This is a genomic window from Pseudomonas sp. LTJR-52, assembly GCF_003691465.1.
Classification (GTDB): domain Bacteria; phylum Pseudomonadota; class Gammaproteobacteria; order Pseudomonadales; family Pseudomonadaceae; genus Chryseomonas; species Chryseomonas luteola.
The window spans coordinates 2,433,959-2,458,386 of sequence record NZ_CP033105.1; the positions used below are offsets into that span (position 1 = coordinate 2,433,959).

General features: G+C 55.8%; 14 protein-coding genes and 1 pseudogene. 5 read left to right on the plus strand and 10 right to left on the minus strand.

Translation table 11 applies throughout. The features are described from left to right. Nucleotides 1-87 precede the first annotated feature (87 nt). Nucleotides 88-1,002 (minus strand): LysR family transcriptional regulator, encoded by a 915-nt coding sequence (locus EAW52_RS11555; protein WP_074826592.1) that lies wholly within the window; start codon nucleotides 1,000-1,002, stop codon nucleotides 88-90. A 179-nt stretch (nucleotides 1,003-1,181) separates the two neighbouring features. On the opposite strand from EAW52_RS11555, the gene EAW52_RS11560 reads away from it, so the two are divergent. The 5 genes from EAW52_RS11560 (at nucleotide 1,182) to EAW52_RS11580 (ending at nucleotide 10,985) form a co-directional block, all read left to right on the plus strand. Further along, nucleotides 1,182-2,198: a zinc-dependent alcohol dehydrogenase family protein gene (locus EAW52_RS11560; protein WP_122042502.1), complete on the plus strand. Its 1,017-nt coding sequence runs from the start codon at nucleotides 1,182-1,184 to the stop codon at nucleotides 2,196-2,198. Nucleotides 2,199-2,476: 278 nt separating this feature from the next. Then, the gene (locus EAW52_RS11565) at nucleotides 2,477-4,480 is read left to right on the plus strand and encodes an alpha-1,4-glucan--maltose-1-phosphate maltosyltransferase (RefSeq protein WP_122042503.1); all 2,004 of its coding nucleotides are present in this window, start codon (nucleotides 2,477-2,479) and stop codon (nucleotides 4,478-4,480) included. 18 nt (nucleotides 4,481-4,498) lie between these two features. Next, nucleotides 4,499-7,831 (plus strand): maltose alpha-D-glucosyltransferase, encoded by a 3,333-nt coding sequence (gene treS, locus EAW52_RS11570; protein WP_122042504.1) that lies wholly within the window; start codon nucleotides 4,499-4,501, stop codon nucleotides 7,829-7,831. Then, nucleotides 7,828-10,059, plus strand: coding sequence for a 1,4-alpha-glucan branching protein GlgB (glgB, locus tag EAW52_RS11575; protein WP_074826583.1), 2,232 nt, complete (start codon nucleotides 7,828-7,830; stop codon nucleotides 10,057-10,059). Before treS ends, glgB begins: the two co-directional genes overlap by 4 nt. Nucleotides 10,060-10,259: 200 nt before the next feature. After that, on the plus strand, nucleotides 10,260-10,985 hold the full coding sequence (locus EAW52_RS11580; RefSeq protein WP_122042505.1) for a polysaccharide lyase family 7 protein: 726 nt from the start codon (nucleotides 10,260-10,262) through the stop codon (nucleotides 10,983-10,985). A 15-nt stretch (nucleotides 10,986-11,000) separates the two neighbouring features. On the opposite strand, the gene EAW52_RS11585 is transcribed toward EAW52_RS11580, so the two are convergent. The 9 genes and pseudogenes from EAW52_RS11585 to treZ form a co-directional block, all read right to left on the minus strand. Then, nucleotides 11,001-12,008: a YbhN family protein gene (locus EAW52_RS11585; RefSeq protein WP_019365608.1), complete on the minus strand. Its 1,008-nt coding sequence runs from the start codon at nucleotides 12,006-12,008 to the stop codon at nucleotides 11,001-11,003. A gap of 32 nt (nucleotides 12,009-12,040) precedes the next feature. Continuing rightward, a complete protein-coding gene (clsB, locus tag EAW52_RS11590; protein WP_122042506.1) occupies nucleotides 12,041-13,285 on the minus strand; it encodes a cardiolipin synthase ClsB in 1,245 nt (414 codons plus the stop codon). Next, nucleotides 13,282-14,043: an endonuclease/exonuclease/phosphatase family protein gene (locus EAW52_RS11595; RefSeq protein WP_122042507.1), complete on the minus strand. Its 762-nt coding sequence runs from the start codon at nucleotides 14,041-14,043 to the stop codon at nucleotides 13,282-13,284. Before EAW52_RS11595 ends, clsB begins: the two co-directional genes overlap by 4 nt. Beyond that, nucleotides 14,040-16,238 (minus strand): glycogen debranching protein GlgX, encoded by a 2,199-nt coding sequence (glgX, locus tag EAW52_RS11600; RefSeq protein ID WP_122042508.1) that lies wholly within the window; start codon nucleotides 16,236-16,238, stop codon nucleotides 14,040-14,042. Before glgX ends, EAW52_RS11595 begins: the two co-directional genes overlap by 4 nt. 372 nt (nucleotides 16,239-16,610) lie before the next feature. Further along, nucleotides 16,611-16,739 (minus strand): annotated as a pseudogene (locus tag EAW52_RS11605) (general stress protein); the annotation flags it as partial. A gap of 647 nt (nucleotides 16,740-17,386) precedes the next feature. Continuing rightward, the gene (locus EAW52_RS11610; RefSeq protein ID WP_019365612.1) at nucleotides 17,387-17,734 is read right to left on the minus strand and encodes a DUF2934 domain-containing protein; all 348 of its coding nucleotides are present in this window, start codon (nucleotides 17,732-17,734) and stop codon (nucleotides 17,387-17,389) included. Next, on the minus strand, nucleotides 17,734-20,538 hold the full coding sequence (gene treY / locus EAW52_RS11615) for a malto-oligosyltrehalose synthase (RefSeq protein ID WP_122042509.1): 2,805 nt from the start codon (nucleotides 20,536-20,538) through the stop codon (nucleotides 17,734-17,736). The genes EAW52_RS11610 and treY overlap by 1 nt, the downstream gene beginning before the upstream one ends. Next, nucleotides 20,535-22,610, minus strand: a complete 2,076-nt coding sequence (gene malQ / locus EAW52_RS11620; protein ID WP_122042510.1) for a 4-alpha-glucanotransferase — start codon at nucleotides 22,608-22,610, stop codon at nucleotides 20,535-20,537. Before malQ ends, treY begins: the two co-directional genes overlap by 4 nt. After that, a complete protein-coding gene (treZ, locus tag EAW52_RS11625; protein WP_019365615.1) occupies nucleotides 22,607-24,406 on the minus strand; it encodes a malto-oligosyltrehalose trehalohydrolase in 1,800 nt (599 codons plus the stop codon). Before treZ ends, malQ begins: the two co-directional genes overlap by 4 nt. Between the last annotated feature and the right edge of the window lie 22 nt (nucleotides 24,407-24,428).

Consider the following 24,428-nt stretch of genomic DNA (forward strand, 5'->3'; position numbering starts at 1 on the left):
TCTGAATTTAACTATCGATCAAAATGATAAAAGCCCTCAAATGTATCGATAGCAGACTATTTTTAGCTATGTAATACCAGCCCATAACTATAAACTGTCTGGATCTCCCACAAACATTTGTATACGAGAGCGTAACCAGCGTTCGGCAGGATCGTTATCGTGCACACCGCTCCAGGCCATGGAGAGTTCAAAGGATTGCACCTCCAGAGGTGGGTCCTCAATGCGCAAGCCGCCATTGGAAGCCAATACCTGGGCGGTGTAGTCAGGGACGGTAGCTAGCAGGTCCGTATTGGTCAGCAGTGTTCCCAGACCGTTGAACTGGGGGACTGCCAGCACGACGCGCCTCTGCTTGCCCAGCGTGGCCAGCGCATCATCGATAAAGCCACTCAGGTCTCCAGCAGGCGATACCAGAGCATGAGGGCGAGCACAAAAGTCGTCCAAGGTCAGCGTGCCGGGAATGGAATCGGCCCGAAGCACTTTTGAGCGCGAGCGCCGCAAGGTCTTGCGTTTGGCATTGGCGGGCAGCTCGGAGGTGTAGGCAACGCCTACTGTTATCTCGCCGGAGGCCAGTTGGCTGGAAATGTTCAGGTAGTTGGTTCGGCGTATGACCAAGGCTACTCCGGGTGCCTCTGCGCGAAGGCGCCTGAGCAGGGGCGGCAGCAGGGCAAACTCGACGTCGTCCGACAGTCCTATTCTGAATACGCGATCGGCGCTTGCCGGTTCGAAATTCTGTGCGCGGCTCATGGCCGAGGAGATTGAGTCCAGGGCTGGTGAAAGCAGGCCGAAGATCTCCATGGCACGGGGTGTAGGTTCCATCGTGCGGCCGGTGCGGACCAGCAATGGATCGTCAAACAGGCTGCGCAGGCGGGCAAGGGCGGCGCTGATGGCGGGCTGGCCCAGAAAGAGCTTTTCAGCAGCGCGGGTTACGCTCCGCTCCCGCATCAACGTCTCGAACACAATCAACAGGTTGAGGTCTACTCGGCGAAGATCGTTGCGATTCATGGTATGCCCTTAACCGTGGCCATGCATTTGTTCGAGCGCATGAGACTGTAGTGAGTCGAGGGCGGCGTCAAGCCTTGCATCACTGGCATTCATGACAACTATCGATACGGGCGGGTAGCGTTGAGGCGCCAGCTTGGATACAGTCCATAGCCATACGGAATCCACCAAAGAGGTTTGCGATGTCCCGTGTGATTCGCTTTCACCAGTTCGGCAGTGCTGATGTCCTGTGCTGCGAAAACCAACCCACTCCTGAGCCTGGTGCAGGGGAAGTATTGGTGCGTGTACAGGCGCTGGGCGTATGTTGGGGCGACGTGCTCTGGCGGCAGAACCTGGCCGATGAGCCTGCTACGTTGCCGGCTGGGTTTGGCTCTGAGCTGGCGGGTGAGGTTGTGTCCGTGGGCGAGGGCGTCCGCCATTTCCAACCAGGCATGCGAGTGGCCAGCTTTCCTGCCCACTCGATCAACCAGTATCCGGCCAGTGGTGACATGGTGCTAATGCCCCAGCAGGCATTGACCGAATACCCTGACACGCTGACGCCGGCTGAAGCGGCGGTGCATTATGCCGGTCTGCTCCTGGCCTATTTTGCTCTGGTGGATCTGGCTCAACTCAAGGCCGGACAGCAGGTGTTAGTCACCGAAGCCAGCAACTGCGTCGGCCCGGCGGTGGTTCAGCTGGCGGCCGCGTTGGGCGCACAGGTGATCGCGGCTACCAGCGAGTCGGAAAACCGCGCAATGCTTAAAGGGTTGGGTGCTGTGAAGGTCGTATCGACCGACGAACAGGACTTGGTGCTGGAAGTAGAGCGTTTTACCGAGAGCCGCGGCGTTGAGGTTGTGCTGGATGCGCTATGTGGTCCGCAGCTGTCCCGCCTGGGTGATATTGCCGCGACACGGGGCAAGCTGATCATTTACGGCATGGGTGGTGGTAACGAGGCGTCCTTTCCGGCCTGCGCTGCGTTCAAGAAACACCTGCAGATTTTCCGGCATAGCGTCCTGGATTTTACAGGCCATCCAGAGCTTGGTCTGGAGCCCCATGCCGATGCGGTACAGCGCGCGCTGACGGTGATTAATCAAATGACCCGGGATGGTCTGCTCAAGCCCGTCGTTGCGCATACGTTGCCGTTTGACCAGTTTGTGGAAGCCCATCGGCTCGTGGAAAACGAATGCCTCAAAGGGCGGGTCGTCTTGACCCTTGAGTAAGTAGACGGGCAGTGCGTCTGCAGTGCATTGCCCGACACGCCTGATTTCTTCCCCCCGCCTGTGCTGCAGCCGAGTCAACCGTTCGGCTGCTTGCAACTTATCTCCATCAATAGCCTGAACTTTTCCCTTAGGCGTCGGCTCAGTATTTCATACCTATTGGGCTCAGCGCGGTAGAGGTTATGACCCTCCGCCGCACCCGCCACAAGGCATCGAAGGATGTTCCGATCGCCGGAAGCTGGGCATGAGCCAGCCAACAGCACTTTAAGGAGTCAGGCTCGATGTCGAATACCGATCTCCCCGGTTCACTCGCGTATCTACCTTATGACCCGGAAACGGCGTCGCAAACACCGAGAATTGCCATCGAGTCGGTCAGCCCGACAGTGGATAACGGACAATTCGCTGCCAAGGGCATCGCCGGCCAGCCCATTACAGTAAAGGCCGCCATTTTCGCAGACGGGCACGACAAGCTGGCCGCCTGCGTACTGTGGCGCGTGGAGGGTGCTGAAGACTGGCAGCGAGTACCGCTGGAGCTTCAAACCAATGACCTGTGGCTGTGCGAGTTCACGCCGGTACAGGTGGCTCGACATGAATTTGTCGTTCAAGCGTGGTGGGATGTATACGGCAGTTACCGCTACGAGCTTGAAAAGAAATATGGCGCTGGTGTGCCGATCGGACTTGAGTTGCAGGAAGGACGCATCCATCTGGAACAGGCCCTGACTCGTGCGGATGACGAGGTGCGGCCCGGTCTGGAATCCTTGCTGGCACGGTTCGATCAGTGCGCTACCGAAGGTGACAAGGTGGCTTTGTTGCTCAGCTCGGAAACTGAGCGCAACATGCGTGACGCCGATGCCTATCCGCATCTGACTCACAGCGTCGAGTACCCGTTGGATATTGAGCGCCTCAAGGCACAATTCGCCAGCTGGTATGAGCTCTTTCCCCGCTCGATCACTAATGACCCACAGCGTCATGGCACCTTTCGCGATGTAATCGGTGAGCTGCCTCGTGTACGTGACATGGGCTTCGATGTCCTGTACTTCCCACCGATCCATCCGATCGGTCTCGCCCACCGCAAGGGCAAGAACAATACCCTGGGTGCGGGTCCTGATCAGCCTGGCAGCCCTTATGCCATTGGTAGTCCCGATGGCGGCCATGATGCCGTACATCCGCAACTCGGAACGCTTGAAGATTTCCGTGCGCTGGTTGCCGCAGCGGCTGACCATGGTCTTGAAATCGCACTCGACTTTGCCATCCAGTGTTCACCTGATCATCCCTGGCTCAAGGAGCATCCGGGCTGGTTCTCCTGGCGTCCTGATGGCTCCATGCGCTACGCGGAAAACCCGCCCAAAAAGTACCAAGACATCGTTAACGTCGATTTTTATGCCAAGGATTCCGTCCCGGACCTCTGGCTCGCGCTGCGTGATGTGGTCTGGCATTGGGTGGAGCAGGGCGTCAAGATTTTCCGGGTCGATAACCCCCATACCAAGCCATTGCCGTTCTGGGAATGGCTGATTGCGGATATCCGTGGCCGTGACCCAGAAGTCATGTTCCTGGCCGAGGCCTTTACCAAGCCAGCGATGATGGCCCGTTTGGGCAAAGTCGGATATTCGCAGAGCTATACCTATTTTACCTGGCGCAATACAAAGGCTGAGCTGACGGAATATTTCACACAGCTCAATAGTTCGCCCTGGCGCGAATGCTATCGGCCCAACTTCTTCGTCAACACGCCGGACATCAATCCGGTTTTCCTACAGACCAGTGGGCGTCCAGGGTTTTTGATTCGCGCAGCGCTGGCCACCATGGGGTCGGGCCTGTGGGGCATGTATTCAGGTTTTGAGTTGTGTGAAGGCACGCCGTTAACGCCCGGCAAGGAAGAGTATCTGGATTCCGAGAAGTATGAGTTGCGCCCCCGCAACTGGTATGCGCCGGGCAACATCATGGCGGAAGTTGCACAGCTCAACCGGATCCGCAAGCAGAACCCGGCTCTCCAGACACATCTGGGGATCAAGTTCTACAACGTGTTCAATGACAACATCATCCTGTTCGGCAAGTACACGCCCGATCTCAGCAATTTCGTACTCGTGGCAATCAATCTTGATCCCCATAACGCCCAGGAAGGCCACTTTGAACTCCCCTTGTGGGAATTCGGACTCGACGATAATGCATCCATGCATGGCGAAGACCTCATGACCGGCCACCGCTGGACATGGCACGGGAAAACACAATGGACGCGTCTCGATCCTTCCATGCCATTTGGCATATGGCGTATCCGCCCGGCCATCTAGGCCAAAGGAAGACTATAAATGGCGAAACCAAAAAAAACGCGCTCGCGCAAATCGGCGGCCTTTATCAATGACCCGTTGTGGTACAAGGATGCGGTCATCTATCAGGTTCACGTGAAGTCATTTTACGATTCCAACAACGACGGAATCGGTGACTTCCCTGGCCTGATCGATAAGCTCGACTACATTGCTGGCCTGGGCGTTAACACCATTTGGATACTGCCGTTCTACCCGTCGCCGCGCCGCGATGACGGGTACGATATCTCCGAATACCGTGGAGTGCATCCGGATTACGGCACCATGGCGGATGCCAGGCGCTTTATTGCCGAGGCGCACAAAAGGGGATTACGGGTCATCACTGAGCTGGTAATCAACCATACCTCTAGCGATCACCCCTGGTTTCAGCGCGCACGCAAGGCGAAGAAAGGGTCTTCGGCGCGTAACTTTTATGTCTGGTCAGATGATGACAAGAAGTACGATGGTACGCGGATCATCTTTCTGGATACCGAAAAGTCCAACTGGACGTGGGATCCTGTCGCTGAGCAGTATTACTGGCACCGATTCTACTCGCACCAGCCTGACTTGAACTTTGATAACCCTCAGGTCATGAAAGCGGTGATCTCGATCATGCGCTACTGGCTAGACATGGGCGTCGATGGCTTGCGTCTGGATGCCATTCCCTATCTGGTGGAGCGTGACGGCACCAATAACGAAAACCTGCCCGAAACCCATGCGGTACTCAAACAGATTCGTGCCGAGATCGATGCGAATTACCCGGACCGGATGTTGCTGGCGGAAGCCAATCAGTGGCCGGAAGATACGCAGCAGTACTTTGGCGAAGGTGACGAGTGCCACATGGCGTTCCACTTTCCGCTGATGCCTCGCATGTATATGGCTATCGCCCAGGAAGACCGCTTTCCTATCAGCGATATCCTGCGTCAGACCCCTGAAATTCCAGCGAACTGTCAATGGTCGATCTTTTTGCGCAACCACGACGAACTAACGCTTGAAATGGTGACTGATCGGGAACGGGATTATCTGTGGAATTTTTACGCCTCGGACCGACGTGCGCGCATCAATCTGGGGATTCGCCGTCGCTTGGCACCGCTGCTCGAGCGGGATCGTCGGCGGATCGAACTGCTCAATAGCCTGCTTCTCTCCATGCCAGGTACGCCTACGATGTACTACGGCGATGAAATCGGCATGGGCGACAATATTCACCTAGGCGACCGAGACGGCGTACGTACGCCGATGCAATGGTCGGTCGACCGCAATGGTGGCTTCTCCCGTGCCGACCCGGCCAGCCTCGTGCTACCGGTGGTAATGGACCCGCTATATGGCTATCAGTCGATCAACGTAGAGTCACAGGCGCGCGATCCTCATTCGCTGCTGAACTGGACGCGCCGCATGCTGGCCGTGCGCAAGCAACAGAAAGCCTTTGGTCGCGGCACTATGAAGATGCTCCGGCCAACTAACCGCCGTATTCTGGCGTATTTGCGTGACTACACCACGCCCGAAGGCGAGCACGAGACCATTCTCTGTGTTGCCAACGTATCGCGTGCTGCCCAGGCCGTCGAACTGGATCTGTCATCCATGGCAGGCAAGGTGCCCGTGGAAATGCTGGGAGGCAGTGCCTTTCCGCCCATTGGCCAACTGCCTTACATGCTGACACTTCAGCCGTACGGATTTTATTGGTTTTATCTCGCAGGCAATGAACAGATGCCTGCGTGGCACTCCGAGCCTCCAGAAACCATGCCTGACTTCCAAACGCTCGTCATCAAAAAGAATCTGCAAGAGTTGCTCAGCGGTACGCCGCGCAAGGCTCTTGAGCAGGAAATCCTGCCGCTGTACCTGCCCAAGCGCCGCTGGTTCGGCAGCAAGGACGAGGCGATCCAGCAGGTCACTCTCATGTACGCTGTGGAAATTCCAACGCCGAAATTCCCCGTGCTGTTCATGGAAGTCTGCGTGAAAAATGCCAAGGGTCAGGAGCACTATGCCTTGCCGTTGGGCTTCCTGGCCGAGAGTGACCAGCATTGCAGTCCGTTGGCTACCCAGTTGGCGATGTCCCGCATTCGCCATGTTCGCAACGTAGGTCTGGTTACCGATGCCTTTACGCTGACCAGCTTTGTGCATGGGGTGTTCAAAGCCTTCAAGGATCAGGCCGTACTGAAGTCGCCTGCAGGTGAAATCCGCTTCCAGCCGTACATGGATGTCGAGAACTTTACTACAACCGATGAAACTGAAATTCGGCACATGGGTGTAGAGCAGTCCAACAGTTCGCTCATTGTAGGCGACAAGTACATGCTCAAGCTGATCCGGAAGGTAGCGACAGGTATTCACCCTGAAGTCGAAATGGGTCGGTTCCTGACGGACAAAGGCTTTGCCAACATGGCGCCCTTGCTGGGTGAGGTAACACGCTACAACGAAGAGGGCACACCCAATGTGCTCATGCTGGTGCAGCCTCAGATCCATAACCAGGGGGATGCCTGGAAGTGGACGCTGGACAAGCTGGATCAGGTAACCCGTGACATGTTGGAGGCAGGTCTGTCAGAGGTGGAGAACGAGTTCACCGCCATGTCCGATCTGGAAAACTTTGCCGCCATTCTGGGGCAGCGCCTGGGTGAAATGCACACCTTGCTTGCCCAGGACACCGATGACGCTGCGTTTGCACCCGAGAAGATCGATGCAGACTCCGCGCGTACGTTTGCTCACCGTGTACGGGAGCAGGTTGACGCTGCGCTGGATACGCTTGAGAACAAGCGCGCCTCCCTGGATAGCGCCAGCACCCAGCACCTCGACAAATTGGTATCTCAGCGCAAGGAGCTTGGCGAGCGCATTGAAGCCCTTGCCGAAGACGTAGCCGGTGGCCTGCGCATCCGTGTTCACGGAGATTTGCACCTTGGGCAAGTCCTGGTGTCTCAGGACGATGCCTACCTGATCGACTTTGAAGGTGAGCCTGCCCGTTCGCTGGACGAGCGTCGTGCCAAGTACGGTCCGCACAAGGACGTGGCAGGTCTGCTGCGGTCCTTTGACTATGCGGCGGCTATGCTCACCATGAGCAGTAACAGTGGTGCCGATACGTCGGAAGAGGCAATGCGTCAACGGCGACAGGCAGCAGAGACCTATCGCACAACGGCTTACGCGGCCTTCCTTAAGGCTTATCGTGAGGCTGCTGCCGGTATCGCCCATGAGTGGAGCGAGCGTGGTGAGCAGGCAGCGCTGGATCTCTATACGCTAGAGAAAGCCGTTTATGAAATTGGTTATGAAGCGGCCAATCGGCCTAACTGGATCAACATTCCGCTGCGCGGCGTAGCCGCCATTGTGGATTCGCTCATTTCGGGAGCAAAAGGATGACTCAAGCCGTAGCACCCCAGAACCACCAACCAGACTACGCCCAGCTGTCTGCTCCAGAGGCGGACGCGCTGGCTCGCGGAGAACATGGCAACCCGTTTGCCATCTTGGGGCCTCACCCGGATGGTACCGGGTTTCTGGTTCGTGCCTTTTTACCCAATGCGCTGGGTGTCGAGCTGGTCGAGCGTGAGAGCGGTCGCCACTTGGCCCATATGGAAGCCGGGCAGATTCCCGGGCTGTTTTATGCCCGCCTGGACTATCAGGCAACGTATTTCTTCAGGATCCGCTGGCCCAGTGGCGTACAGGAGACAGAAGACCCTTACAGCTTTGGTACGCTGTTGGGCGACGTCGATATCTACCTGATCAATGAGGGTAAGCATCGTCAGCTGGGTCAATGCCTGGGTGCTCAAGCGATGACCATCGACGGTGTTCAGGGTGTACGTTTTGCTGTCTGGGCACCGAATGCGCGTCGGGTTTCCGTAGTCGGTAACTTCAACACTTGGGACGGTCGCCGTCACCCGATGCGCCTACGGCACGGTGCAGGGGTGTGGGAATTGTTTATCCCCCGCATCAAGCCAGGTGATTCATACAAGTACGAAATCCTTGGTCAGCACGGGTTATTGCCCCTAAAAGCTGACCCAGTCGCCTTGGCAACGGAGCTACCGCCTTGCACCGCCTCGGTAGTGGCTGATCCGGCTCCGTTCGAATGGCATGATGATGATTGGATGGCGCAGCGCAAGGAACGCCAGTCTGTTCATGCGCCGTTCTCGGTGTACGAGCTGCACTCTACTTCATGGCGTCGTGACGGTGGCGACGATGGTCGCATCTTGAATTGGCGGGAGCTAGCCGAACAGCTGATTCCCTATATTCAGGAAATGGGCTTTACCCATATCGAGCTATTGCCGGTAATGGAGCACCCGTTCAGCGGGTCATGGGGCTATCAGCCACTGTCGCAGTTCGCTCCAACCTCTCGTCATGGCACGCCGGCTGACTTTGCAGCCTTCGTAGATGCCTGCCATCAGGCGCACATCGGTGTAATTCTCGACTGGGTACCCGCGCATTTCCCGACGGATCCCCATGGACTGGCGCGTTTCGACGGTACAGCACTCTATGAGTACGAGCATCCTTTCGAAGGTTTCCATCAGGATTGGAACACTTACATCTATAACCTTGGGCGCAATGAAGTACACGGATTCATGCTGTCGTCTGCGCTGCATTGGCTCAAGCATTTCCATATAGACGGCCTGCGTGTGGATGCGGTTGCATCCATGCTGTACCGCGATTATTCTCGCAAGCAGGGCGAGTGGATTCCCAATAAATATGGCGGCCGCGAGAACCTCGAGACAATCGATTTTCTCCGCCATTTGAACGATGTGGTGCATGAAGAAGCGCCCGGTGCGTTGATGATTGCAGAGGAGTCAACCGCATGGCCTGGTGTCAGCAAGCCTACCTCCGAGGGCGGCCTTGGGTTCTCCTACAAGTGGAACATGGGCTGGATGCATGACACGCTGCATTACATCGAGCGTGATCCGATCTACCGCCGTTACGACCATCACAACATGACCTTCGGTATGGTATACGCCTATTCCGAGCGTTTTGTTCTTCCTATTTCCCATGATGAAGTCGTGCATGGCAAAGGGTCTTTGCTGAACAAGATGCCCGGTGACAATTGGCAGAAGTTTGCCAACCTGCGTGCGTACCTGTCCTTCATGTGGACGCATCCGGGCAAGAAGCTGCTGTTCATGGGGTCCGAGATCGGTCAATGGCGTGAATGGAGCCACGACCGCGAACTGGACTGGTTCCTGCTGCAGCATCAGAACCACCAGGGTGTACAAAAGCTGGTAGCGGATCTGAACCGGTTATACCGGGCAGAGCCCATGCTGCACGAGCATGACTGCGAACCGGAAGGCTTCCAGTGGCTGGTAGGTGATGATTCTGCCAACAGCGTATTTGCCTGGTTGCGTTTCGACTCACAGAAGCGGCCCCTGCTGGTTGTTGGAAACTTCACGCCCGTTCCCCGTAGCGACTATCGGATAGGCGTTCCCGAAGGGGGGCAGTGGCTGGAGCTCTTCAATAGCGACAGCGATATTTATGGTGGGAGTGGGTTCGGCAATAGCGGTGCCGTCATGGCCGACGAAACCTCCAGCCATGGCCAGCCAGCCTCTTTGAATCTGAAGTTGCCGCCATTGGGGGTTGTTATCCTGAGACCTGGCACCCGGCCCGAGCATTGATCGGAAGATAGCAAAAGAAAACGGCGCTTAACGCGCCGTTTTTCTTGCGTTTTTTGACTGGTGAAAGAGGCTGATATTTTACTGCTGTCGGGGTTGTTAAGCGGCTGTTTGCATCATTCACGTTTTATTGACACGCTATGGGTTCTACTAATGCAGTAGCACCGGATCAGGGTCTTTATAGGTAATCAGGGAGGACTCACATGGTAGATCTGGCAGAGTGGAATCTGACAATTCCCGAGCCATCCAGTCCTGTCGTTATTGAGACCAACGTACTCAATCGCAACTACCGCAGTGATTACTTTTATCGTACTCCCGATGGTAGCGTGACCCTCTGGGCTCCCGTAACAGGACGTTATACGCCGGAACTCAACTATCCCAGTACTGAGCTTCGGGAAACGCGCCCGGATGGCAGTGGATACAATTGGAAATACGAAGACTCCGTCAGCCTGATGCAGGCTGACCTGCGCGTTAATCAAGTGCCTTCCAGTGGCAAGATGATTATCGGACAGATCCGTACGGTGGGAGATAGTCAGGGTACACCGGACTCAGCATTGATCAGCCTGCGTTATCGTCTGGACCCTACCATGGAGGGGAAAACGCCTGTCACTGGACAGGTTGAGGCCTTGATTCGTACCAAGCCGGACACCCTCAAGATTCCGCCACAAATTCTGCTACGCAATATTCCATTGGACGGTCCGTTCAGTTATGAGTTGCGCTTGAGTCGGACCGGTGTGCTGAGCGTAAGGCTTTTTACACATGGGCGCGGAAACGGGGAGCTGTCTGTACAGTTGGATCAGCGCTGGGCAAGTTACCACCTTTACTTTAAGGCGGGCGCTTATGTGGAGGACAAGGAGGGACCTTCTACCGAAGGGGGTAAGGTGACCTTCAACCGATTGGTCACCATGCATCAACCCAACAACCGATAAGGATTCGGCAGCCGGTCAGGCTGCCGGACCTTTGGCCTGCGCCTGTTCGTCCTGTTTTTCCATCTTGGCCTCATTTCGTGCCCGGATTTTCTTGGCGCGACTTTCCATGAAGAAATACACAACAATGGCAATCAGCAGCGGAGCGATGAAATAAATGGCTCGGTAGGCAAGTAACGCCGCAATAATGTAGGAATGATCCAGTTCATGCCCCATGAAGGCCACGAAAACTGCTTCCAGCACTCCGATTCCGGCTGGAATATGCGTGATGACACCAGCAAAACTACTGATGAGCAGGACGCCCAGCACAAACACATAATCCATCTTCTGTCCGAGCAGCACATAGATAATGGCACCCATTGCCATCCAGTTGATGGAGGAGACGACCAGTTGAATACAGGCCATGCGCAGGGAAGGCAGATTAAGGTCCTGCCCCTTGATGGTCCATGAGCGACGTTTGGAAAACTGGCAAAACAGCAGATAGACAGCAATAAAGGTGACGAGGCCAATGCCTATCATCCGTAGCGTCATATTGCCGATGTACCAATGTGGCGGAATCTTCACCAGCCCTGCTGTAAAGATAATCCCTGCCAGCAGGATGTAGCCCAGCCAGTTAGTCGCCAGGCTTAGGCTGAAGATACGGGTAATGGTGCCGCTTTCCAGACCCAGGCGAGAATAGAGTCTGTACCGCAAGCCAATGCCGCCTACCCATGTACTGAGCGTAAGAGTAAAGGCATAACAGATAAACGACACGATCATCACCTGCCGTTTGCCCAGCTTGTGCCTGCAGTAGGCTCGCCCAATCAGGTCATAAAAGCCATACATGATATAACTGACCACAACCAGGCCCACGGCCATGAGGATAGCGGTCCAGCCATACTGGCGAATGGAATGCCAGACCTGCACCCAGTTCACCTGCCGGGCATACATCACGAGTAGAACAGTAACGGCAATGAAAAAAGCGTAGGTCAGAAGCCTCTTGGCGATCGGCCACACTTTACCTTTGGGAGAAGGTTTCGACTTCACGGAGGCATCCTGAGAGTGCCTTAGAGTGGCGGTCATGTATGAGTCCTCGCACGTTCCGGATCTGCTACATCGGATCGTTCAAGATGCGATTGAGCGGGCGGTTCGACCAACGCTATTTTAGGGGTGTGTGCCGGTAACCAGCCTACCCAGGCAGGGAAGTGCCGAAGGAAGTGAAACACCAGCATGGTTTTGGCCAAGTGCCAGATGGTCTTGCGCGGCACTTTGGTCATGTCCACATGCTGACAATGCTGCGCCATGAGTTGTTCGAGCCGACCACGCAAGACCTGATTAAAGGCTCGGTCATGGAAGATGAGATTGGATTCGAGGTTAAGAGAAAGACTTAAAGGGTCTAGGTTGCTGGAGCCCACCGTAGCCCAATAATCGTCCATCAGCGCCACCTTGCCATGTAGAGGGCGGCGGCAATATTCATAAACTTCAACGCCCTCAGGTACAAGGTAGTTGTAAAGCATCCGTGCACCGACCTTCACGATCGGCATATCCGGTTCGCCCTGGACGATCAGTCTGACCTTCACGCCACGCCGGGCCGCATCTCGCAGCTCACGCAACAGGCGATAACCGGGAAAGAAATAGGCATTGGCAATGATGATTTCACGCTTGGCGCTTCGCATCATCTCGATATAGTGCTGCTCGATATCTGTACGATGCTCTTCGTTGTCTCGGTAGACGAACAGTGCCTGTGCATCACCGGGGAAGTCGTTGCGAGCAGGCTCATTGCGGCGTCGACCCCACCAGCGACGAGGCTCTTCGCTATTGCCCAGAGCCTCAAGGCTAAAGCGATGAATATCGGCTACGATGGGGCCTTCAACTTCTACTGCGTAGTCCTGCTTGGCCGTAGGACCAAAGTCACCTAGATGATCAGCAGAAAAATTGATGCCTCCAACAAAGGCGATCTCAGCATCAATGACAACGATCTTGCGATGAAGACGGCGGAAGAGGTTGGTCCTACGCCCCATGAAGAGGGGACGCGGATCGTAAAAGCGGAAGCGAACACCGGCAAGAACGAGTTTATCAAGGAAGTCCTTGGTCAATTCCGCCGAACCGTAGCCATCCACCGTGACCTCAACGCGTACGCCACGCCGGGCTGCTTCTGTCAGTACACGGTGTAGCTCATTGCCTACCTTGTCTTCAAACAGAATGAAGGTTTCCAGCAGGATTTCCCGCTTGGCCCGGGAGATGGCTTCAAATACCCGAGGAAAGTATTCTTCGCCATTCTCCAGGAGCTGAATTCGATTGCCGTCTCGCCATTGCGGATTCATACACACAACTCCACAGCCAGCGGGGCATGATCGGACAGGTGAGACCAAGGGCGGTTGGATAAGACTTCAGGGGTGCGCACAGTAAGGTTGCGTGTGTAGATCCGGTCCAATCGCAGCATGGGCATACGCGCTGGGAATGTCTTAGCGTGTTGCCCGTTGGCGTTCAGAAACGCTTCCTCAAGTCCTGCGCCCGCCTTGAGCACATCGCTGGCGCGTTGGCGCCAATCGTTGAAGTCGCCTGCAACAACCAGCGGTGCATCTTCCGGCAGGTTTTCAATCAGCTTGCACATCAGTTTCAGCTGTTGCAGACGGTGGTTCTCTCTGAGCCCCAAATGGCAACAGATCGCATGGATATCAAGGTCATGATCCGGAACGCGCAGCACACAATGCAGCAAGCCGCGCTTTTCCGGGCCGGTAATGGACACGTCCAGGTTCTGGTACGTCACGATCGGAAACTTGGACAGTACGGCGTTGCCATGGTGACCATCCGGGTAGACCGCATTTCGCCCGTAGGCGAAATCGGTCCACATGGAATCAGCCAGAAACTCATACTGCGGCGCCGCTGGCCAGTTCTCGAAGCGCAACGGGTGCTTCTCGTGCGTACCCAACACTTCTTGCAGAAACACGAGATCAGCCGATGTCGTGCGCACTGCGTCACGCAGCTCCGGCAAGATGAACTTGCGGTTGAAGGACGTAAAGCCCTTATGCGTGTTGATAGTGAGGATCTTGAACGAGAAACCCTTTGTTGCGTTCGTCATGCTTGACGCTTCCTCCGTTTGGTTTGCTTGGTCAATTCGAACAACAGAAATGACCGTCCTGTTACTTGATAGACATCGCCAAACGCAAAGGTGTCGCCGGTTTCCAACAAATCAGGTTGATTGGTATCAACCTGCAAAACCCAGTGCTCACCTTGAGGCACTTCGGGCAATGTGAAATCCACCATATCGTAATGAGCATTTACGATCATCAGAAGCGACGTATCAGAGCCGGCACGGCGAATCCCCGTAGGTTGCGCACGACCGTCAAGCAGGATGCCCATGCAGCGATTGCTGCCGTCCTGCCACTGTTCCATGCCCATTTCTTCACCGCTGGGCATTAACCAGGTGACGTCCTTGATATCCAGCTCTTCGTTGTATACGCCAGTAAAGAAGCGGCTACGACGTAGTAACGGATACTTCATGCGAAGCTCGATGAGTCGGCGCGTGAAATCCTGAAGCTCAGCACTGCGCTCCTTGATGTCCCAGTTTATCCAGCCAATTTCGCTGTCCTGGCAATAGGCGTTGTTATTGCCGCCTTGAGTCCGCGCGAACTCATCACCCGCCAAGAGCATCGGTGTGCCTTGGGAGAAGAACAGGGTTGCCAGGAAGTTACGCATCTGGCGGTAGCGCAGGTCGATGATTTCCGGATCGTCCGTTTCACCTTCTACGCCACAGTTCCAGGACAGGTTATTTGAATGGCCGTCGTTATTGCCCTCGCCATTGGCTTCGTTGTGCTTGTCGTTGTAGGACACTACATCGTTGAGGGTAAAGCCGTCGTGAGCAGTGACAAAGTTGACTGACGACGCCGGCTTGCGGCCACGCTGGTTGAATTGATCACCCGAGCCGAGAACGATCTTGGCAAAGTCGCCAAGTTTGTCGTCATCGCCTTTCCAGAAGGACCGTGCCGTATCGCGGAATTTATCGTTCCACTCCATCCAGCCGGGTGGGAAATTACCCACCTGATAGCCGCCTGGACCGCAATCCCAAGGTTCGGCAACAAGCTTGAGCTGATTGAGTACCGGATCTTGACGGCAGGCATCGAGGAAACCGCCGCCTTCGTCGAAACCATGGGGTTCGCGGCCTAGGATGGTGGCAAGGTCAAAGCGGAAACCATCCACACGCATCTCGGTTGCCCAATAGCGCAAGGAGTCAGTCACCATCTGCAGTACACAGGGGTGGCTCATATTGAGCGTGTTACCGGTGCCAGTGTCGTTGATGTAATAGCGCGGGTTGTCCGGCATCAGGCGGTAATAGCTGGCGTTATCGATCCCCTTGAGCGAGAGGGTCGGGCCCATCTCATTGCCTTCGGCGGTATGGTTGTAGACCACGTCGAGAATGACTTCAAGGCCGGCCTTGTGCATCCTCGCGACCATGATCTTGAACTCGCCGATGGATTGGCTGGCCATGTAACGGGCATGAGGGGCAAAAAAGGCCAGGGTGTTATAACCCCAGAAATTACGCAGCCCTTTCTCAAGCAGGTGGTTGTCATCCAGGAAGTAATGGATGGGCATCAGCTCGACGGACGTTACACCTAGCGAACGGATGTAATCTACAACATCGCTTTCGTGGAACGCAGAGAACGTGCCGCGGGTGTTTTCCGGCACAGAAGGATGCTGCATGGTGAACCCACGCACGTGGGTCTCGTAAAAGACAGTACGTTCCCACGGTACTTTGGGCTTTTCAGTAGTACCCCAGGTAAAGGCCGGATCGATCACTCGGCAGCGAGGCATATAAGGTGCACTGTCGCGTTCATCGAACGAGAGATCACCGTCAGGATGGCCAATGGTGTAACCAAACAACGCATCGTTCCATTCAAGCTCGCCTACGATCTGCTTGGCATAGGGATCGATCAGTAGCTTGTTGTGGTTGAAGCGATGGCCTGCCTCTGGTTCATAGGGGCCGTGTACGCGATAACCGTACAACGTCCCCGGGCGTGCGTCAGGCAAGTAACCATGCCAGATCTCATTGGTGTACTCGGGCAACTCGATGCGCTCGATCTCTTCAAGGGTATCCTGATCAAACAGGCAAAGCTCAACCTTGGTAGCATGGGCCGAGAACAGTGCAAAGTTGACGCCGGAGCCGTCCCAGGTGGCTCCCAGGGGATAGGGCAGTCCTTCGCGAATGCGGGATGTCGTGCGGTTGACGAAAGCGTTTTGGGTCTTCTCAGAACTATCGCTAGGCTTGTTAGCGCTCATAGTAATCGACTCAGGTCTATGTCTTAGAGCTCAACCAGGTGCTGCCTGTATTGAGGTAACGGTACCGGCTCTGTCTGGAGCGAGGCACTTTCAACCATCCGGTAACGTGATGTTTCCGGACCTTCTTGTACGTCATAGGTATAGAGGCTCCCGGATGCTGGCAGTTCCGAAAGGACGTGTGTCATGCCGGTTAGAGCGAAGCAGCGCAAGTTTCAATAAATAAATAGTTATTTTTATAAGGTTTCGTGTATAAGATTTGTAGAGTTATAAATTTCATATTGAATTAAAAAGGCGGAAAAGAATTAACATTCTTTTCCGCCTTTTTAATGGTGATCCGCACAACTTAGTAACGAGTCGGAAGATCAACACCTTTTATTTGGAACCGCCCTTGCGGCCGGCTTCAGCTGCACGCTCACGGTCATTGGCAAAGTTGCCCCCGCTATTACGGCCACCTTTACGTCCGGCCTCGGCCGCTCTTTCACGATCGTTGGCAAAATTACCAGGATTGTTGTTCTTGGCAGTCATGAATTTACCCTCACGTTGGTTTCTGGAAATAGCAGTTATTACCGCTATTAACTGCTAACCCTTCACTGTATGGGATAGCCTCATGAGGCTACGGTTCACCCGCTAGAGCCCAAGGCTGACGAGCGGTCCAGGCCTTTTTTGGATGCTCATCCCTTGCTTAAATGGTAGGTTGAGAGCATTGCCTGCAAATAGATGGCGCATGGTAAGACCTATTCATTTGAGTCTTAACTGATTAATTAAAATCCGCCGTGTGTGGATTGGCATTTAGTTGGCAGCAATTAGGCTCGGAAGTTAACCAGCCGTCTAGATCGCGTGGTTCAAACTCGATACAGCTAGGCATCTTGGCAGGATTGTCACTTACGATCGGGTCAGGTTGAGGAACTTCAGGACGGTGTGCCATGGTATCAATTCTCATAGGATTAAAATTACACCCGAACACCTTGAATCGAGTGCTGGAATTGATACGCAGAGGGAAGGCTAGTTCCAGCCTTTTATCGGCCGTTAATAGTATCCAGATAAAAGGTATATGGCCTTTTGATATATAAGCAGAGCCACATATCAAAGAGAAAAAGTGTTTACCCCTTCTACTGGTAGCAGAAGGGGCAGAGACATTAAGGCAGGACTTACTCTTTAGGTACGGCCTTGGCACGCGGAGCACGGGGCTTCTTGGGCGCTGCAGCGGCAGCTGTGGTTTTTTCGACCGGAGGCTTTTCAGTCTTGGGCTTGACGGCTTCCTTGACCTTTTCGACCGCTTTTTCGGCCAGCGAGGCAGCCTTGGGCTTGGTTGCACGAGGCTTCTTGGGCTTGGCTACAGGCGCTGCTGCAGCTTCAGGCGCTACACCTTGCTGCTGCTCGGCTTCATAGAGCTTGGTAGCCATTTCCCAATGGCGATGCTCTTGATGAGCAGGGCGACCTTCGGACTCCCAAATCTGGTAGGCGAGCTGCTGAATGCGTTCGGTGCGTTGACTCATTATAATGTCTCTCCTTGTGACAGGTCTTGTGTAATCAATAAACCAAGAGGAAAGCTCGCAAGAAGCTCGCTTAATGAAAGTTCACTCTGTTTCACATGGACAGATGAATGGCTGAAAGTTTCCGTAAAAATTTGATCGATGAACTGTTTTGGCACTTTTACAGAGGTGTCCTGCCATGCTGATGCCTCAAAAGAGGGAGTAGGGTTCTCCCCAATGAAGCGCCAAACGCGCAGCGGTACAATAATGATAGCGGCCTTGCCCTGATACTCACGGGCGAATGCCAGTACGTGGCTCGCCTGTGCTCCCGAGACTTCCAGCGGTATGTACTGGCCCTTGAGAAACACATCCGCATGGGAGGTACGAGCCGCCAGGGTTCTTGCAATCACACTCTGCTTAACGCGGCCATCCTTCCAGCTGGAAAGCAGCTCTGCCGGGGCCTTGGCCTCTTTCAGCGCAGCGATGCGAGGCGGGTAGTCCACCGGGCGGCGGTTATCAGGCTCGACCAGACTCAGATCCCAGAAGTCACATCCCTGATAGAGGTCCGGTACACCGGGTGCGGTCATTCTAAGCACCGCCTGGGTCATGCCGTTCAGCGCACCTGCAGGAGCGATACGGGCTACCGTCTCGACAATTTCCTTACGAAGTGCCCCGCCTTTTTCACCGGTGATCAATTGTTCCAGGAAATTACGGCACGCTGCTTCGTACTCGGTATTAGGCGTCCACCAGTCTGACTCAAGCTTCTCTTCACGTAAGGCTTTTTCCTGCCAGGGCAGGAGACGGTCCAGATACGCCTGAAGCCCCTGCTTGTCATCGGCTGCCAGATCAAGCGGCCAGCTGGCCAGCAGGGTTTGGTAGAGCATCAGCTCATCACCCGGGGTAGGGGCAGGCTTGTCAGCAAAGGTTCCCCGCAGCGGTGAACCCATCTCCAACCAGCGGGTTGCAGCCTGGGTATAGAGATCCGCCATTTCGGAGATGACCGCGAGGCGTGCTCGTGTGTCTTCGCCGCGTTTGTGGTCATGGGTCGCGGTAGTCAGCATGTTGCGTGGGAACTGCTCGGACCGCAGTTTGCTGCTTGCATGGAACTCTTCTGTGCTCTGGCTGAAGTTTTGTGGGTCGAACCCTACATCGTTGCGCGAGAGTAGGGCGCCTGAGCGGTAACAGGAGGTGTCTTCCACGGCCTTGGCTGCAACAGGTGAGGTCAGCTGCTGGAACTTGGTAATAGCGCGACGCTGCTCGCGACGTGCCACGCTACCCACCGGCTGACGGCAGGGAGCCTTGCCACCCAACCATTCATGCAGCAGTTCCAGTACTGGTAGCTCGGCTTCCGAAAGATTGGGGCGCGCACCGTCTACGGCCTTCTGGAAGAACTTTTCATCCTCACCAGTAAAGCCAGCCACGCTGGCGTAAGTGCGGTAAACCGGGAAGTAGGTAATCAGCTCAAGCAAGACGCGCCTAATGGAACCCAGACTGATGTCACGGGTACGCCAGTCCTGCTGAGCCACAACATGCAATGTATGCGCAGTGGATTCGAATTCACTGGCCAGTGCAGTAGTCACCACGAGGCGGCGCGCCTCACGAACTTCTTCCATGAAGTCGGCTGGGCGTCCGGTCTTTTCAGCCCAGAATTCGTTCAGAGGTTTTTCGCCGGCCGGATCATGCATAACCCCCGACACTTCGTTCATGAACTCATAGCCGGTGGTGCCGTCAATGCCCCAGTCGCCACGCAGGTGCTCGCCCTCGGCAAGGATCTTCTCCACATAAATGGGGAAGCCGCCTTCAGGCGTGCCGTTGGGACGGCTCTGGCAGATCGTATCGATCTGTCGACGCAGCTTGCGGCAATAGCCACGGGGATTGGCCAGACCGTCGATATGGTCCAGGCGCAGACCGTCGATCAAGCCTTCGCCGATCAGTCGGAAAATCATGGCATGCAGCGCGTCGAAGACCTCGGGGCGCTCCATGCGCAGGCCACCCAATTCGGTGATATCGAAGAAGCGGCGCCAGTTGATATCGTCGGAAGCGGTACGCCAGCTTGCCAGACGGTAATGTTGACGCTCCAGCAGCGCATGCAGACGCTCGTGATTGGCCGCGTCGCTTGCATCGAAAGCTGCCAGGCATTGGTCCAGCGCTGCCTTGACTGCAGGGTTCTGACGAGCACTTTCTGCCAGCTGGGTAACGGCCTCATTGGCGCCTTCACGGTCACCCTCGCGGGCCTCGAACGCATCGGCAAACAGGCGCAACTCAGAGGCGTCGCTTGCGCGTAGGATATCGGCGTAGGTAGGCGGTGAAATAGGGAAATGGTGCGCGTAGTACTCGACCCGGAAACCGTCTTTCTCATCAAATACCAGCTTCAACTCACCGGCCTGCAGGATGTCACCATAAGCGCCACCCAGGAAAGGCAGCAGTAGCTGACCATGCAACTCAGGGTCGGGGCTGTACCAGTTGATGTCGTAGAATTTGGCGTATGGGCTATGGCGTCCCCATTTGAGCACATCCAGCCACCACGCATTCTCCGATCCGCCCACGCTCATGTGGTTGGGTACAAAGTCGACGATCAGTCCCATGCCACGCTCGCGCAGACGGGCAACCAAACGACGCAGGGCCTCTTCACCGCCCAATTCAGGATTGACACGGGTAGGGTCCACAACGTCATAGCCGTGAACCGAGCCGGCTCTGGCCGTGGTGATGGGGGAGGCATAGATATGACTGATGCCCAGGTCGGCAAAATAATCGACCAGGGGAATGGCATCGTCCAGGGTAAAGTCCTTGTGAAACTGCAGGCGAACAGTCGCGCGCACTGGGCTCATGATGAGTGGCTCTCCGCTTCTTGACGGGCTGCCGCCAGTAACTGCAGGCGACGCTTGGGGGTTTCGTTATTGAGTAGGGTGCTGGCCTGATCCGGCCAGCGACGGCGCCAATTGGGGTGGCTATCAATGGTGCCGGGCAGGTTGGCTTGTTCTTCCAGGCCCAGCGCATCTTCAACCGGCAGGATAACCAGTGGTGCCGGGGTTTTACCGATATGGCTTATGCAGGCATCTACAGCCGCTTTGGCACTGTCAAGGCTGGTGTCTTTCAGGCCCAATGTCTTGGCCAGGCGCTGGCGATCCTCTACACGCTTCTGCTTTTCTTTTTCTTCGGTGGTATCTTCCGCCAATTGTTCCAGACGGGCCTGCCACTCGATATCACGCGCGATCCACCAGCCAGTCATGGTAGGAAGATCGTGCGTCGTGGTCATGGCGATGGAGGTGTTGTTCCAATCCTCGATCTCTTTGAAGTTCTGGTCTTCGTCGCGCTCAAACATCAGCACTTGCATGCCCATGATGGACTTTTCCATCAGGCGCTCACGAAACCCTTCCGGTACGGTGCCCAGGTCTTCACCCATGACAATGCATTCGTTACGCCAGGACTCGAGAGCCACTAGACGAAGCATGTCTTGAATGGGATAAGACAGATAGGCGCCATCGGCCGGTGAGGCGCCTTCGGGCACCAGCCACAGTCGTTGCAGACCCATCACATGGTCGATACGTACACCGCCTGCGTGGGCAAAATTCGCCTTGAGCATTTCAAGAAATGCCCGAAAGCCATGACGCTGCAAGCCTGAAGGTGAGAATGCAGAAATTCCCCAGCCCTGGCCGCGCTGGTTGAGCAGATCAGGTGGCGCTCCTACGCTGACGGATGACAGCAGCTCTTCCTGCCGGCTCCATGCCTGACTGCCGCCGCCATCGGCGCCTACGGCAATATCAGCAACAAGGCCGATTTTCATACCTGACGCTTGGGCAGCCTTTTGCGCGCTTTCCAAGCCGCGGGCGGCCAGCCACTGCGTGAACGCGTAAAACTCCACGTCTTGTGCATGGGTTTCAGCAAACGTGGCGACGGCAGGGTTTTGAGGATCCTGATATTCCTTTGGCCAGTGCTGCCAGCTGGGCGCCGCGGTACCATGGGCAAAGGATGCATGTAGCGCTTCGAACCGGCAGTGATTTTCCAGCGCTTCGCCACCCTGTTGGCGGAAGGCCTTGAAATCATCCTGCAACTCACCGCTTTTCACGCGGAAGTCCATGTGCAGCGCCCTGAGTACACGCAGGCGAGTCTTGGCCACGGCAGGCCAGTCGACCATCTCCAGTCCTTCCAGGCGGGACCACTCCTGCGCCAGACCAGTCTTGTCCAAGGCGTGTTGGAGCGCTTCCTCACCCAGAATCGCGGCAGGAGAAGCATTCAGAATATTGAGAAACATCCGGCTGGAGGGTGAATAGGGGCTGTAACGGTTGCCGTCAGCACTGAACATGGCATGCAGCGGGCTGATAGCAACTGCATCGGCGCCCAGCTCTGCCGCCGAGCGGACAAACTCTTCGAGCGCTTTCAGATCACCCAGGCCACCATCCCCGGGACGACGCAGGCTATACACCTGCACGGCCAAGCCCCAAGTTCGCGGTTCGGGTTTACCCAGGGCATCGGCAATGCTGTAACAGCGCTCGGGTGCAATCGCCAGGGTGACCTGCTGTTCGCCTATTTTCAGGGTGTGATAGCCCATGGTGTCGATGGGCGCGAGTTGGCCGTTCCCGTCCACCTTGCCGGTCACGCTGCTGCCCGATTCAAGGGTAAGCGCATAGGTCTGTCCAGCCTTGAACTGACCTGTCCGGCCGACAGGCTTGTTGCAGTCTCCGGTAATGAGGGGAGGAAGGTTTTCGCTGTCTTCCAGCTCATCCAGTTTGGCCAGGCTGGCCTTGATGTCCGCCTCCGAATCTGCGGGCAAGCCAAGTGCGGCGAGCAGACTACACAAGGCCTCATCCGATACCTGTTGAGGCGTGCCGTCATAGGCATCCCAGTGAATGGAGATGCCAGCTTTTTCTGCCAGTGCGTGCAGTTGGTCAGAATCGTTCATTGAGCATCCTCCAGCCAGGCGAAGGCGGTATGTCCAGCCAGTTGGCCTTGTTCGCGCGTGGAGAGACCATTGTCCATGCTGGCGAAGAGCAGTCGACCCGGTTGCTTGGCATCGACAGAAACGGCTTGCTCGCTCAGGTTGATTTCCAACGTAAGGCGGGCACCATCACCCAGCGTCCAGCAGGCGGTGACCGCCTTTTCGCCTAACGCTTTAGCCTCTGCCGGACGAGCACCAGGCAGACGCGGAATAATCTCCTGATGGCGAATCTCGAGAAGCTTTTTGTAGAGTCCGACCCACAAGGCATGATCTGGCTGGTCCGCTTCTCCAAAATTGGGCTTCGAATCTTCAAAGGTGGTAACCGCATTAGGGTCCGGGATCTTTTCCCGGTTTTCTTCATGGGTGAAAAATTCGAAATCCTTGAACTCGTTGCGGCGACCGTCTCTTACCAGCTTGGCTAACTCTTCGTTATGACTGGTAAAGAACAGGAAGGGCTGCCGGCTACCCCATTCCTCACCAATGAAGAGCAGTGGAATCATGGGGCTGAGCAGCAAGAGAGTCGTAGCGGCTTTTAGAGCATTCTCTGGGGCGAGAAGTGTCAGGCGCTCACCAAGGGCACGGTTGCCAATCTGGTCGTGGTTCTGCAGGAAGATGACAAAGGCCGTTGGTTGCAGATGGCTGCTCGGCTCCCCGCGCCCCTTGCCGTGGCGAGTGTCTTCGCCCTGGTAGATAAAGCCTTCGCTCAGGCAACGAACCAGCTTGGCAGTGGCGTCTTGGGTGAAGTCCTGGTAGTACCCTTCGTTCTCACCGGTAATCATGGGATGAATCACATTGTGCCAGTCATCCGCCCACTGCCCATCGTAATGTACGCCGCCCAGGAGGGAGGCGGTGTTGTCCTCGTTTTCCAGAACGAGATGCACATGGCGACCCGGCTCGACCGTTGAGCGAATCTCGTCTGCCATTTCCATGAGGAAACCCTTGTCACCAATGGCATGGACCGCATCGAAGCGCAGACCGTCGAAGCGGTATTCCATCAGCCACATTAAGGCATTGTCCTTGAAGTAGCTGCGTACGGCCTGTTGACGGAAGTCAATGGCTGCACCCCAGGGCGTGTGGATGTCTTCACGGAAGAATTTTTCGGCGTAGGCGTGCAGGTAGTTGCCGTCCGGGCCGAAGTGGTTGTAGACCACATCAAGGAACACCATAAGACCATGCTCATGGGCCGTATCGATCATGGCCTTGAGATCTTCAGGCGTGCCGTAGGAGGATTCCACAGCGTAGGGCAGCACACCGTCATAACCCCAGTTGCGACCGCCAGGGAATTCGCTCAGCGGCATCAGCTCGATGGCCGTGACTCCAAGTGCAGCCAGCTTGGGCAGAATATCTGCAACGCCTTTGAATCCACCCAGCGTACCGACATGGACTTCGTAGATAACACTCTCGTGCCAGGGACGGCCGCTCCACTCGGTATGACGCCATTCATAGGTATGCGGATCAATGACAATGCTGGCCTCATGTACGTCACCCGCCTGGGCCCGGGACGCAGGATCGGGAACCAGAAGATCACCGATACGATAGCGGTAGCGTGTGCCGACACCACAGGCGGCTTCAGCGCTGAACCAACCCCCATCGAGGGCTTGCATGGGAACAATCATGCCGCCATCGAGCACTACGTCGACAGCAGTGGCGCTGGGGGCCCAGAAACAGAATTGGGTACGATTGTCGGAGAGAAGAGTGGCGCCAGCCGTGCATTGCCAGGCGTAGCGGTTATTTTTGGACGGGCGTGACAAGTCCTTCATGCGTTCTGTCTCCCAGTGGAGG